Origin of the sequence: Streptomyces sp. 3N207, from assembly GCF_052246355.1 — a bacterium.
Taxonomy (GTDB): domain Bacteria; phylum Actinomycetota; class Actinomycetes; order Streptomycetales; family Streptomycetaceae; genus Streptomyces.
The window spans coordinates 52818-65601 of sequence record NZ_JBQQBV010000018.1 but is presented as its reverse complement, the minus strand read 5'-3'; the positions used below and the strand labels follow the sequence as shown (position 1 = coordinate 65601).

The 12784-nt window shown below is 70.7% G+C and carries 13 protein-coding genes; 5 read left to right on the top strand and 8 right to left on the bottom strand.

Annotated elements, in window-relative coordinates; translation table 11 throughout:
- Positions 1–99: 99 nt before the first annotated feature.
- On the top strand, positions 100–3561 hold the full coding sequence (locus tag ACTWP9_RS25585) for an NACHT domain-containing protein (protein WP_443248622.1): 3462 nt from the start codon (positions 100–102) through the stop codon (positions 3559–3561).
- Positions 3562–4248: 687 nt separating this feature from the next.
- On the opposite strand, the gene ACTWP9_RS25580 is transcribed toward ACTWP9_RS25585, so the two are convergent.
- Entirely contained in the window at positions 4249–4965 is a 717-nt protein-coding gene (locus ACTWP9_RS25580; RefSeq protein WP_443248621.1) for a type 1 glutamine amidotransferase, read from the bottom strand.
- 212 nt (positions 4966–5177) lie between these two features.
- Here ACTWP9_RS25580 and ACTWP9_RS25575 point away from each other — a divergent pair, with 212 nt between their 5' ends.
- Positions 5178–5393 carry a DUF4236 domain-containing protein gene (locus ACTWP9_RS25575; RefSeq protein ID WP_443248620.1) on the top strand — a complete coding sequence of 72 codons (216 nt, stop codon included), beginning with the start codon at positions 5178–5180 and terminating at the stop codon, positions 5391–5393.
- A gap of 144 nt (positions 5394–5537) precedes the next feature.
- Here the strand turns inward: ACTWP9_RS25575 and ACTWP9_RS25570 are convergent, their stop codons facing one another.
- The 3 genes from ACTWP9_RS25570 to ACTWP9_RS25560 form a co-directional block, all read right to left on the bottom strand.
- Positions 5538–5945: a hypothetical protein gene (locus ACTWP9_RS25570; RefSeq protein WP_443248619.1), complete on the bottom strand. Its 408-nt coding sequence runs from the start codon at positions 5943–5945 to the stop codon at positions 5538–5540.
- Positions 5946–6006: 61 nt separating this feature from the next.
- The gene (locus tag ACTWP9_RS25565; protein WP_443248618.1) at positions 6007–6270 is read right to left on the bottom strand and encodes a hypothetical protein; all 264 of its coding nucleotides are present in this window, start codon (positions 6268–6270) and stop codon (positions 6007–6009) included.
- Between the two features lie 83 nt (positions 6271–6353).
- On the bottom strand, positions 6354–6863 hold the full coding sequence (locus ACTWP9_RS25560) for a MarR family winged helix-turn-helix transcriptional regulator (protein ID WP_443248617.1): 510 nt from the start codon (positions 6861–6863) through the stop codon (positions 6354–6356).
- 189 nt (positions 6864–7052) lie between these two features.
- Between ACTWP9_RS25560 and ACTWP9_RS25555 the strand changes: the two genes are divergently transcribed.
- Positions 7053–7664, top strand: coding sequence for an NAD(P)H-dependent oxidoreductase (locus ACTWP9_RS25555; protein WP_443248616.1), 612 nt, complete (start codon positions 7053–7055; stop codon positions 7662–7664).
- Positions 7665–7676: 12 nt separating this feature from the next.
- On the opposite strand, the gene ACTWP9_RS25550 is transcribed toward ACTWP9_RS25555, so the two are convergent.
- The gene (locus ACTWP9_RS25550; RefSeq protein WP_443248615.1) at positions 7677–8402 is read right to left on the bottom strand and encodes a hypothetical protein; all 726 of its coding nucleotides are present in this window, start codon (positions 8400–8402) and stop codon (positions 7677–7679) included.
- 333 nt (positions 8403–8735) lie between these two features.
- Here ACTWP9_RS25550 and ACTWP9_RS25545 point away from each other — a divergent pair, with 333 nt between their 5' ends.
- Entirely contained in the window at positions 8736–9182 is a 447-nt protein-coding gene (locus ACTWP9_RS25545; RefSeq protein WP_443248614.1) for a cold-shock protein, read from the top strand.
- A 135-nt stretch (positions 9183–9317) separates the two neighbouring features.
- Here the strand turns inward: ACTWP9_RS25545 and ACTWP9_RS25540 are convergent, their stop codons facing one another.
- The 3 genes from ACTWP9_RS25540 to ACTWP9_RS25530 form a co-directional block, all read right to left on the bottom strand.
- A complete protein-coding gene (locus ACTWP9_RS25540; RefSeq protein ID WP_443248613.1) occupies positions 9318–9854 on the bottom strand; it encodes a GNAT family N-acetyltransferase in 537 nt (178 codons plus the stop codon).
- Between the two features lie 348 nt (positions 9855–10202).
- Positions 10203–10868, bottom strand: a complete 666-nt coding sequence (locus tag ACTWP9_RS25535) for a LysM peptidoglycan-binding domain-containing protein (RefSeq protein ID WP_443248612.1) — start codon at positions 10866–10868, stop codon at positions 10203–10205.
- Positions 10869–11035: 167 nt separating this feature from the next.
- Positions 11036–11602, bottom strand: a complete 567-nt coding sequence (locus ACTWP9_RS25530) for a peroxiredoxin (protein WP_443248611.1) — start codon at positions 11600–11602, stop codon at positions 11036–11038.
- Between the two features lie 335 nt (positions 11603–11937).
- Here ACTWP9_RS25530 and ACTWP9_RS25525 point away from each other — a divergent pair, with 335 nt between their 5' ends.
- Positions 11938–12699 carry a DeoR/GlpR family DNA-binding transcription regulator gene (locus ACTWP9_RS25525; RefSeq protein ID WP_443248610.1) on the top strand — a complete coding sequence of 254 codons (762 nt, stop codon included), beginning with the start codon at positions 11938–11940 and terminating at the stop codon, positions 12697–12699.
- The last annotated feature ends 85 nt before the right edge of the window (positions 12700–12784 follow it).

The following is a 12784-nucleotide window of genomic DNA, read 5'->3' as shown; positions in this document are numbered from 1 at the left end:
CGCAGGGCCGGTCCGGGTTTTCCACAGGCCCATACGGCGGGCTCGGGTGGAACCTAGAATTCTTGCAAGCGAGTTCAGTGGTTTCCCGGGGGTAGGGCGGTGCGCGTGGAGCCAGGGGTCAGCGAAGGCGATCTGCCGGAGAGCATCGCCCGTCGCGTCGAGAGGCTGTGCGCCATCGGCCAGCCCACCTCTTCGGGGGCCGAGGGCGACCGGTCGACGCCGGTGTCCGCCGTGCTTGACCTCGAAGACGGTCAGGAACTCCGGCTTCTGGCCAATGAGTTGGTCCGCTATGTCTCGCTCGGTGCAGGTGTGAGGGAGGGCGGTGAGGTGATTGCTCTTGCGTCGGACCGGTCGGCCGAGCACGGTGGAGAGCCCTCGGAGCGTGCTCGCCGCTGCGAGGTGAGAGTGACCCTTCTCGACGGCGCCGTCGAGGCTGGGGCACCTGCGACGATCCGGTTCGAGCTCGATGCGCCGCCGACCCACCCTCTGCGCGCGGAGCCGGCCGACGAAGCGGCCTTACTCGTCGTCGCTACCCCCACGGAGCGCGACACCGTCACCCCGGCCTCGCGGCTGTACACCGTGGGCAGGGAAGGGACCAGGGCCGTCGATTTCACCTTCACCCCAGCCGAGCACGGCGACCGGACGCTGCGTCTGACGGTCTACGACCGGGAGTTCGGTATTCCGCTCCAGGAGGTCACCGCGGCAATCCCGGTCGCCATGGAGCAGCGCGACATCACCAAAGCTGTGGCAGATGCGCTACGTAGGCTCCGCGACCTCCAGCTCAGCGTCGGGGACATGCGGGAACGCCCGGCGGTCGAGGTCGCCGAGAGCTTGACACGCTTGGCCCCGCCATCGGAGTTCGGCCTGTCCGCCGACGAAGCCGAGACGTACCGCCGTGCCCTGAGGGCCGCGTGCCGCCAGATCGCACTGCACCTCGTCAAGATCGAGGGGCCAGCGCCCAGGGCCTCGCGCATCGACGCGGCGGGCGTCGTCAGGCGCCTCGCCCAGCCCTCCGTCGCCGCACAGATCGACCTGCTGTTCGTCCCCCACGAGGCCGACGAGCGCAAACAGCCACTCCGGCGTCTTGTCGACTTCCACGGGGAGCGAAACGCCCTCAACGCGCGCGACCTGCGTTCACTGGCCGGGGACCTGGTGCGGCGAGCCGTGAGCGATCCCGGGCAACGGCCCGTCGACCGTGATGAAGACGCCGCCTTGACCGACGCCCTCGCCCGCACCCTGGCGGTCCTGGGAGAACTGGAGATGAGCGCTGCGGAGGCCCTCCAGTCGCGGCCGGAGCACCTCGCGCATCTGTTGAAGTCCGCTGTGCCCGACGCTGACCGGGCGCTGACCGAGCACGGAGCGCTCCTGTACGGCCTGCTCGTGGACAGCATCGCGCAGCACGTTCTGGAATCCCTCGCGCGGCGCGTCTCATTCGCAGCAGGGAATCTCGCCGAACAAGGCCAACGCTTCGCCGACCTCCGGAACCGGCTCGACGAACTCCAGAACAGGCCCCAACGCCCCGCCCACCGTGGCGAGACCAGCAGCGCGGACGCCGAGTTCGAGGAGCACTACGCGCGGGACATCGCCGGATCCCACGGCCATCTCACCCTCCACGGCATCGACCTCCACCACACCCCGGGCTCCTGGCCGCTGGACGCCGTCTACCTCAGCCTGCGGTGCGAACACCCTGACAGCGAAGGCTCTGGCTCTGCGCCGGTCCCGGTGGAGCAGGCTCTGGCGGGGCTGACCCGGATCTTCGTCTGTGGCGAGGCGGGCTCTGGCAAGACCACGCTCATCCAGCGGCTTGCCGTGTCCACGGTCCAGCGCGAACTACCGCCTCAGCTTTCCCATTTGCACGGGCGCATTCCCTTTGTGGTGCCGGTACGGCGCCTTCCGCCCGAAGGGTTCCCGCCGCCCTCGGACCTCTCGGCCGCCATCGGATACGCGAGCGTCGGCGCGCCGCCCGCCGCCTGGGTGGAGCGGGTGCTCGAGGAGGGCCGCGCGCTGCTGCTCATCGACGGCGTCGACGAAGTACCGGCGAGTGAGCGGCAGTGGCTACGGCAACGGCTGCGCGTATGGATCGGCATGTACCCAGGCAACGTATGGCTGGTCTCCGCCCGGCCGTCCGCCGTGCATGACGGCTGGCTGTCACCACTGGGCTTCAGTGAGCTGCTGCTGGTGCCCATGAGTCACGACGAGGTGTCGGACTTCGTCCGGCGCTGGCATCACGAGGCCGGACAGGAGCCGTCCGCCGACTCGAACCGGCTCGACGCATACGCGGAAGACCTTCTCCGCGCGCTCCACACCTCCCGCCATCTTGGCCGGCTCGCCACCAATCCGCTGATGTGCGGGCTGCTCTGCGCTCTGTACCGGGACCGCGGTGGCAGCCTTCCGACCAGCCGCAAGGAGTTGTACGACGCCGTCCTGGCCATGCTCCTCGAACGCCGGGATTCCGAGCGGAACATCACCCGCGCCGACCCCGTTCAGCTGCCGTTGGAGCCGAAGCTCCTGCTGCTCCAGTCGCTGGCACACCGGATGCTGGTCGAGGACCTGTCGGAGATGGACAGGCACACGGCCGTTGACATCCTCGATCGGTGTCTCCCGGCCCTGCCGGACGTCCCTGACGAGGTCAGGGCGGAGCATGTGTACCGCCATCTGCTCGACCGGACCGGCGTACTGCGCGAACCCTTTCCCGGCACCGTCGAGTTCGTCCACGACACGTTTCGGGACCACCTGGCGGCGCAGGAGATCGTGCGGCGGTACGACTTCGATCTGCTGCTCGGCAACGCGCATCGCGCCGAGTGGGAGGACGTCGTACTCATGGCGGTGGCGCATGCCCGCCCCGACGAGTGCGCGCATCTGCTGAACGGGCTACTCGCCCCGCACTCAGGTCAGCGCGGTGCACAACGCCTCCGCCGCAGACTCCTGGCCCTCGCCTGCCTGGAGCACGTCCGGGAGCTCGACCCCGAAATCCGCGCCCGGGTGCGGCGCTACGGCAGTGCCCTGGTTCCGCCGACCAGCACGGCGTCCGCTCGCGCCCTGGGATGGACCGGTCCTCTCGTCCTCGAACTGCTCCCGGATCCCTCGACTGTGTCCGACGCGCAGGCGTACCTCCTCGCCGTCACCGCCACCTCCATCGGCGACGACATGGCCATCGACTATCTGGCCCTCCTGCGCGACCGCCGAAGCCACGCCATCCGCAGCCAACTGGCACAAGGCTGGCGCCGCTACGACACGGATCGCTACGCCCGGGAGATCATCGCCCACCTGGACGATACCGACCTGTACTTCCCCGTCTCCGACCTCGCGGAGCTGCGTGCGCTGGCCGCGCTCGGCGGCCGCGCACAAGTACAGGTCGTGGGTCCGCTCACGCCCACTGAGCTGACCGCCCATCTCCCCGCCGAGCACCTGACTCACCTCTGGCTGTCCCAGAGTGTCGGAGTATCAATGGAATGGCTGCGAGCCTTTCCCCGTCTCCGTGAGTTGCGCGTGGGTGACCGTCTGCCCGGGGTGACCGGTGTCCCGGCAGGCGTCCACATCGTGCAGGAGCAACATGGCTGACGTGCGGGGGAAGCGGAAGGAAGAGGTGAGCCGTCCGACGCGTTTGGCCGTCACCACAGTTCATGACCCGAGCGACGGCTTCACCGCGCTCCCGAAGGAGCCCGGTCACCGCCCTCGGCACCTCACCGTCCGCTTCGACAAGTGCGGTTCGGGCTTTCGGGTTCTCCTCTTCGGCAGCGCTGTGGAGGTCATTCCGGAGGGCCCGCACGAGGCCGTCCTGGAGAAGAGCCCTGGGGAGGTCGATCAACTGGCCGACCGGCTCCGGCTCGCGTGGTACGACCACTTCATCTGCTACGAGCCGGCGCCGGGCCGACCGCCCCGTACCGAATGCCCGGGTCGCAGAACACCTCGCGCACACCCTCCGGGTGCCCTCACCGACCGGCTACCAGCGCATCCGCGGCGCGCGCATGCCGTGAGCGCACAGGGACGGGACACGCCCCGCATGCGCTGGCCCACCTGCTCGGCCATCTCGACCGCGAGCGAACACGGCCGGGCCCCGATGTGCTCAGAACCGCGGCGGGCAGTACCTCCATCTCGTCGGGCACTCATTCGGCGGGGCGCTTCCTGTGCAAGGCGGTTGGCACAGCTGCGGCCCCCATACGGACGCCGAGTTCGCCGCCACGTTCGCGGCCTTGCCCCTGCGGGCCCGTGCGGACCGGCAGCACCGCGGCAATCGGGCTTGCCGCCCTACGCCGACTGCTGCGCCAACTGCGCCAACGCCGCGAAGCGGTGAGCCAGTTGCCGCCAGACCGGGGTTGCGGTGACGGCGTCCTTCATGGCCCGGCTGAGAAGCTCCGCCCGGTCCAGGCCGTGGGCGGCCAGGCGTCCGGCGTCCCAGGCGCGGATCCGCTCCGGGGCGGTCTCGGGATGGAACTGCACACCCCACGCCCGCTCCCCGACGCGGAACGCCTGGTACGGGCAGCGCTCGCTCTCGGCGAGCCAGACGGCGCCGGCCGGCAGAGCGGTGACAGCGTCCACATGCCGCTCGATCGCGGTCACCCGCCGGGGCAGACCGTGGAAGAGCGGGTCGCTCTGTGCCTCGGCCCTCAGGGTGAGCGGGGTACTGCCGATCTCGGGCTCGCCGTGCTCGGCCGCCACCGCTCCCCCGGCGACGTGCGCCAGCAGTTGTCCGCCGAGGCAGATCCCGAAGACCGGCGTACCGGCGTCGAGCGCCTCCGCCACCAGGGCGCGCGTGGGCGCCAGCCAGGGAGCGCGCGCATCGTCGTCGGGCATGAAGCCGCCGCCCAGCACCACCAGCGCGTCCTGCGTCAGCCGCGGCGGCAGCGGTGTGCCCTCGTACGCCCGGACGATCTGCATGGCGACCCCGGCCTCCGCCAGCCAGTCGCCGAACCGGCCCGGTCCTCCCAGGGCCGTGTTCTGCACCACCAGGGCTTTTGCCGCCACGCCGCACCCGCCTTCCCGTCCGCCGCCATGTGCCCGCCGTCGCTCATGGTGGCACGGTGCGTAGCGCCACCGGCCGTGACTCCTCGTAATCGACCGCCTCCGCGGTCCGAGCGCCCCTGTCTTCAAGGGCCGCAAGGCCCGTGACTGGGCGGCTCCCCGGCGGGTACTCGGGGACCTCAGCAGTACGACAGGAAGTGCGAGAGGGAGGAATCATGGGGCTCGCTTACCGGAAGAGCTTCCGGATTCTGCCGGGAGTACGGATGAACATCCACCGCCGTTCGGTGACCATCACCACGGGCGGCAGGCACAGCCCGCGCCGGATGCGCAGGTCGGCGGGGCGCCGTACGACATCGCTGCATCTGCCCGGCCCCTTCGGTCACCGGCGCAGCACCCGCCGCCTCGACCGGCTCCGCACGATCCGCCACTGAGGCTGAGGCCGCGGGCCGTAGACCGCGGGCCGGGCAGGCACGCGCTGCGGGCCCCGCACAGCGAAGGCCGGAGCCTCGCACAGCGAAGGCCGGACGGACCGTTTCAGCCCGTCCGGCCTTCGTCGGCCTTGACGCATCGACCGGTCAGATACGGCCGTTGGTCAGTCGCGTCACAGGCCCCGCGCTTCTACGGGCGGTCCTCCGCCCGAGCGCGAAGGCTCCTGCCAGGAGGGCGAGCAGTCCGCCGGCCGCGCCCGCGGTGATCTTCTTGCGCTCCTTGACGGCGGCCACCCCGACCGTGGCGGCCGTGCCCGCCTTGGATCCCACGGACACCAGCGTGTCCTTGGCGGCCTCTCCCTTCTTCTTCGCGGCTTCTCCTGCGGAGTTCGCGGCCTCGCCCGCCTTGGCGGCGGTCCTGGAGGCCGCGGCCGTGGTGGGGGACGTGGACTTGGCGGCACGCCGAGTGCCGCCGTCCTTGGCCCCGTTCGCCGTCGCGGTCTTGGCCGCGCTCTCCGCACTGTTTCCCTTCGCGTTCTTCACCGGGTCAGCCATGCGGCTGCGGGTAACCGCGCAGCGTGCCGTCAAACCGCGCCCCGCGACGGGGCACCGACGGTCAGCCGCCGTACATCCCGCGGAAGACCAGCACGCCGAGCACCATGCCGAGGACGAGCCCGGCTATGGACACCCCGATCGCGATCGGCGCGAGCCGCTCCCGTTTGGAGTTGGCGACGACGCCGCAGATGATGCCCGCGATTCCGAAGCCGGGCGGGCAGAAGATGAAGGCGATGGCTCCGAGCACGATGCCGACGATGCTCAGTGTGTTGGAGTCGTTTCCGGGTGGCGGGCCTGGCTGATACGGCGGTCCTGAGTAAGACACTGCTCCCCCTCCACAGTCGATGACGCCACAGTAGGCAGTGGGCGCACCGCTGGGTAGGCCGAGGACCGGTCGACCTGCGCCGGTCAGGCAGGTCTCATCGTCCGCTCGGTGGGGACCGCCGACGAAGGGTAGGAGGAGGCACCTTCCGCAGCGGAGACGAAGCCCTTCAGCCCCTTGAGCAGCGCTTCCCGTTCGCGGGACGGCATGGCGGCCAGGATTTCGAAGAGGGCCTCCTCCCGCTGCTGCCGCAGGTTCCGCAGATACGCCCTGCCCCGGCGGGTCAGCCGCAGTTCCAGCTCCCGCCTGCTGGTCGGGCTCGGCGAGCGCTCCACGAATCCGATCGCCTCCAGCCGGTCGCAGAGCCTGCTGACCGACGACGGCGCGGAGCCCAGCGCCTCCCCCAGCGTGCGCAGATTCATGCCCTCGTCGCGGTCGACGCAGTACATGACGCGCAGTTGCGAGGGCGAGACCGGGGCGGTGGGGACGGCGTTCCTGCCCCGCTCCCACAGCACTTCGAGCAGTTCGATGACCTCACCTGCCCGTTGTGTGGCATCACGGGCGTTTCGACCGGGAGGTGAGGGATTCACGCCCATATCAGTACCACTCCATATCGGCGGCACGGGCCGACCGGGCCCGGCGCCTCCTGCGCGCCCATCATCGACAAGCCTATCCCTGATCACCCCGTATGCCCGGTCGGATGCATGTCATGCCCGCTACGAAAGGCGTTCACGCAGTGTCATGAGGGCGCCTCCACCACCGTGCGGATGCTCCACAATGACCCCATGCGTATAGCGGCGTATCTCGCACACCCCAGTCCCGGCAGCTTCAACCACGCCCTGTTCGACGCCGTCGTCGACGAGCTGCGGCAGCGCGACTGCGAGGTGCTGGCACACGACCTGTACGCCGAGGCGTTCGACCCGCTGCTGACGGCGCAGGAGACGGACACCGTGAGCGAGGCGGCCGTCGACGGGGACGCCGAAGACGCGAAGGACGCCGCGGCGGCCCGGCACCGGGCGGAGGTGGCAGGGGCCGATGCCCTCGTGTTCGTCCACCCCAACTGGTGGGGGATGCCGCCCGCCGTCCTCGCCGGCTGGGTGCAGCGGGTTCTGGCTCCCGGCGTCGCCTACAAGCTGGGCGCCGCGGACGGCGAGCCCGTGGGACTGCTGTCCGCGGACCGCGCCCTGGTCCTCAACACCTCGGACACCCCGGCCCAGCGGGAGGAGCAGGAGTTCAACGACCCGCTGGACAACATCTGGCGCGCCTGCATCCTGCCGTACACAGGGGTGACGGACGTACGGCGCGCCGTTTTCCGCACGGTGACCGATTCCACCGACACACAGCGCGCCGAGTGGCTGCGGCAGGCCCGCGCCATGGCTTCGGCGCTGGTGGACTGACGCCGCGGCGCGTCAGTGTGCGCGCGGCGCCGTGCCGCCGGGCAGGCCCAGGCGGGGGCGGGCGGCACGGACGGTGCGCTCCTGCTGATGGCCGCCGCCGTTGCAGGCGCGGGCGTTGAGGAGCGAGTCGAAGAGGGCGCGCGCTTCGAGGAGCGCGGCACGCATGTCCTCCGTGCCCGCACCGTTCCGGGAGGGCTCGACCGCATCCCGAGGGCCCAGGGCATTTCGGGAGTCCGGGGCATTCCGGGCATTCGCGGTCTTCGCCGTGCTCTGCGTGCTGACACCGTGCCGTGCGTCGTGAACGCGCAGATAGCCCTGGACGCGCCGGGCGTGGTGCACCGAGAGGGCGGCGATCCGCTCCTCGAACGGTGCCTCTGCCGGGTAGCCGCGCTCCGCGGCCAACCGCGTCAGCAGCGCCTCCGCCTCACCGAGCGCCCTGGCCGGGGACGCCACGAAGTCTTCCTGGACGGCTTTCCACTGGGCGAGGTAGCGCTCGCGCGCCCGGGACCCGAGCGGCAGAACTTCGAGCGAGCCGTAGCGCCGGAGCCGGGCGGCCAGCTCCCGCCGGGCGGCCTTGGCGTCGCCGTTGCGCCGGGCCAGGACCCGCTCGTACTCGGGGCCGAAGCGCCGCTCCATCTGCTGCCCGTCGAGGGCCGCTCGCTGCCTGAGACGGACCGCGAGGCCGAACGCGACGGCCAGGATCACGGCGAGGCCGACGGTGAGGAGGGTGGTGAACATGTGCGCCTTCTCCCGGCTCCCGGCGCGTCGAACTCGGGAGCCGTCCTGATGGGGGGCGAGCCTCGGAAGAGAGACCCGGCACAGGCCGCGTGCCCGAACTTCACGCCGATAAACCCACGGAATGGCCAATGCCGCCAACTCCCCTGGCGGCCTGATTTCCTGACGGCGCATCACCGTACCAGCGGTGTGACGCCCGGGGCTCAGGGGCACTCCCGGGGCGCTCTCGGGGGGTTCCTGGGGCCTGCCCGCCGCATCCCGCTCGCGGAGCCCGGTCGCTAAGATCCCGGGCAGGTGTCCGGGCAAGGGGCCCGGGGAGTGCGGTTTGGGGTGGATATGGTTGCTGGCCGAGTCGTCCGGTTCGACGGTGCACGGGGATACGGATTCATCGCCCCGGACCACGGGGGCGAAGACGTCTTTCTGCACGCGAACGATCTGATGATGCCGGAGTCGTTCGTCCACACCGGCGTGGCGGTCGAGTTCGAGATCGAGGACGGGGACCGGGGCCTGAAAGCCTCGTCCGTCCGGCTGCTGGAGCACCCCGATTCCCCCTCCTTCGAGTCACCGTCCGCTACCGGGAATCACGCTCCGCACGGGCCCGCGCCCTCCCGCGTGGAGGACGGCGAAGATCCGATGTGCGACGTGCTCAGCGTCGCGGAGTACACCAGGGCGGTCACGGAGCTGCTGCTGGAAGCCGGGCCGGGGCTGACCGGGGCGCAGATCCTCGACATCCGGCGCCGTCTGGTGCAGTTCGGGAAGAGCCACGGCTGGGCCGAGGACTGACCGGCCCGGCAGGCTCGGCGACAGCAGGCTGCCGTGCCCGTACGGAATGTCCCGTTCGAGCACGGCAGCACTGCTATGACTGCTGCACCGTCGCCACGGCAGCGTTGCCGTTGCCGGACGACGGAGCCGGAGCCGTCAGATCCCGAACGCGGGCGGGTACTGGATCACACCGGACGGCACCGGATCGGTGTGCTCGCCCAGGGTGAGGGCCATCATCGCCTCGTCCGGCACCTCGATCGGGGCACGGATGCCGAACCGGGAGGCCGGCCCGAACCCGAATCGCGGGTAGTACTCCGGGTGTCCGAGGACGAGCACCAGGTGCTCGCCCCGGTCCCGGGCGGCGGCCAGCGCCGCACGGATCGCCGCCGAACCGGCTCCCGTCCGCTGGAACGCGGGCAGCACCGCGCACGGGGCGAGGGTGAGCGCCGGGTGTCCTTCGACATGGCAGCGGGTGAGCAGGGCGTACCCGACGGGCGTGCCGTCGGGGGTCTCGGCGAGCAGCGAGAGACCGTCGATCCACGCCGCGGGATCGGCGCGCAACGCCTCGACGATCCCGGCCTCTTGCGGGGTCGGGAACGCCGCGAGGGTGATCCGGCGGATCGCTGCGGCGTCGTCGGCGGAGCCGGGCACCTCGGCGCGGGTGGTGAAGACAGTTGTGGATGATTGGGACAACGGGAACACCTTTGGTGAGGGGTCCCGGTGCTGGGGAGGAGCGTGGTGTGCGCCTCCGGAGTGGCGGAGCAGGCGTGTCCTTGGGCTCAGCTCAGCTCAGTTCAGGACCGGGACCCGGGAGATGGGAACTGTCCGGGCACCGCATGTCGCGGCGGTCTCCACGGCAATCATCAACTCATCTCCCCATTCGCTGTTCGCTCAGGTCAGCGGCCCCGTCGGCCCCGACGCGCGGAGGCTAGCACGCCCTTGGAACGGTGCCCATCCGTTTTCGGAAGCCACCGCCCCCGGCCCGCCGTGACGGTGGGCGGACCGGGGCCGGAACGGGCGGAGGGGCGCCTCGGGTGACGGTCAGTACCAGCCGTGCGCGTTGTGGAAGGCAAGCGCCGCCGCCCAGGAGCCGTACCGCTGCTCGACGTAGCGCTCGGCTCCGGCGTGCTGTTCGGCGACCGTGCCCCGGCCCCAGGGCTGGTCGGTCTGGAACAGCCCGTAGTACTTGCCGTTCTGGGCGTTCGGGTTGCCGCTGGACTCCCGGCGGATGATCTCCGCCTTGGCGGAGTTCTCCGCTGTCGAGGCGCTCGGGACCTGGGCCTTGCTGCGGCTCTGCGGCCCTTGCTGCGGCTGGGGTGCTGATTCCTGCGCCTGTGATGCCGTCTGCTGTTCGGCGCTGGGCGGGGCCGCGGTGTCAGGAGCCGTCGGGGCGGGCCGGGGTGCGGCCTCCCCGACGGTCAGGCGCTGCCCGGGGTAGATCCGGTCGGGATCCTCGAGGCTGTTCTGTCTGGCCAGTTCCTGCCAGTTGGTGCCGTGGTTCTGTGCGACCTCGGAGAGGGTGTCGCCGGGGCGCACCTCGTAGGTGTTGTTGGTCGTGGAGCCCTGAGCGGAACCCTGACGCTGCGTGGCCTCCGAGTGCGTGTGAGTGTCGGCTGACTGCCCCTCCTGCCCGAAGGCAGGTGCGGCCGGAACGGCAACGGCGGCCGCTGTCAGGACGCCGAAGGTGGCGATCTTGGTCTTACGCATCTGAATCAAGTCCTTACCGTCGAGCCCGGAGACTCTCTGTTGGGGTCAGAGGAAAGCCCGTCAGAGCCGTAGCAAACTCCGTCAGATGCGATCCGGGCCGACGATCCGTTCTGCTTTGCCGATCTTTCACTCGTCCAGAGGTACCGGGCGTCCCCGTTGGGCGGTACCTAGCGGGGATCGGCGCGCAACCAGTCGAGAACTCGGGCGGCGTGCCGGTCCGGAGGGAAGACGGGATAGAAGACGTGCTCGATCACGCCGTCGTGGACGATCAAGGTGAGGCGGCGGTAGAACCTCCGCCCGTCGGCCGTGAAGGTGGGCAGGCCGAGGGCTCCGGCGAGGGTCAGCGCGGGGTCGGCGAGCATCGCGAAGGGCAGCCGCAGCCGCTCGACGACCTCCCGCTGGTAGGGGCTGTCCTGGCTGGATACGCCGAACACCGCCGCGGCGCCCGCGGCGCGCAGTTGCTCGTGGTGGTCGCGGAATCCGCATGCTTCGGGGGTGCAGCCGCGTGCGCCGGGGATGCTGTCCCAGCCACGGGGCAGGTCGCGGTCCGGGCGGCCGGTGAGGGGATAGACGTAGAGGACGGTGCGCCCGGGGCCGAGCCGGTCCAGGGCCACCAACTGCCCGCCGGTCTCCGGGAGTTCGAGGTGTGGCAGTCGCATTCCTGGCAGGTGGTCCGCCGCACCGTCGTCCTCGGGCTCGGGCAGTCCTGCGGGCAGTCGCATCAGATCGTCCACAGGGGTCTCCTTCCCCGCCGCTCGGTGCCGTGCTGGTGCCGTTGCCCGAACCTAACCCGCGCGCCGAGGGTCGGAGCCAAGCCGCCGCGTGACCGTACGGCTCGGCAACGGAACGGACACCGAACGGGCGAACAGCTGCCCGGAACGGGCGGCGTCCTGCTGCGGTCGGCATCGAAAGTGCTGGTCACAAGCGCTTCCGTGCCATGCGGGAACGGGCAGAAATGGCCATGAACTCTTCCGCCGCAAGGCTGGCCGCTCCCGCCCAGGGCCTGTAGAACTCTCAACACGGGCAGGAACGGGCATGTCGGTGACCGAACGGAGAGGGTGCAGGAGTCATGAGCGCGGCGGAGCGGCAGCGGCAGATCGTCGGTACGGCACGACGGCTGGGCTCCGTCGAGGTGGCCCAGCTGGCTGTGGAACTGGGCGTGGCCAAGGAGACGGTGCGCCGCGATCTGCGCGTACTGGAGCAGCACGGGCTGCTGCGCCGGACGCACGGCGGCGCCTATCCGGTGGAGAGCGCCGGGTTCGAGACGACGCTCGCGTACCGCACCACCATGCATGTGCCCGAGAAGCGGCGGATCGCCTCGGCGGCCGTCGAGCTGCTCGGGGACGCGGAGACGATCTTCATCGACGAGGGATTCACCCCGCAGCTCATCGCGGAGGCGCTGCCGCGGGACCGGCAGCTGACCGTGGTGACGGCCTCACTGCCGGTGGCGAGCGTGCTGGCGACGGCCGGGGAGTTCACCGTCCTGCTGCTCGGCGGGCGGGTACGCGGCGGAACGCTGGCGACCGTGGAGCACTGGACGACGAAGATGCTCGCCGGGTTCGTCATCGATCTGGCCTTCCTGGGGGCCAACGGCATCTCCCGGGAACACGGGCTGACCACTCCGGACCCGGCCGTCAGCGAGGTCAAGGCCCAGGCGGTGCGGGCCGCGCGGCGGCGGGTCTTCGCGGGGCCGCACACGAAGTTCGGCGCGGTGAGTTTCTGCCGCTTCGCCGAGGTGGGTGACTTCGAGGCGCTGGTCACCTCCACGAGCCTGCCCGCGCCGGAGGCACACCGCTACGCGTTGCGCGGGCCGCAGGTCATCAGGGCCTGACCCGCGTTCCCCAGCTCGGCACGGGCGGCCGTGCCGTGCGCCCGCGAATGACCGGAATATCACGATTCGCCAGGAGTTCACATGC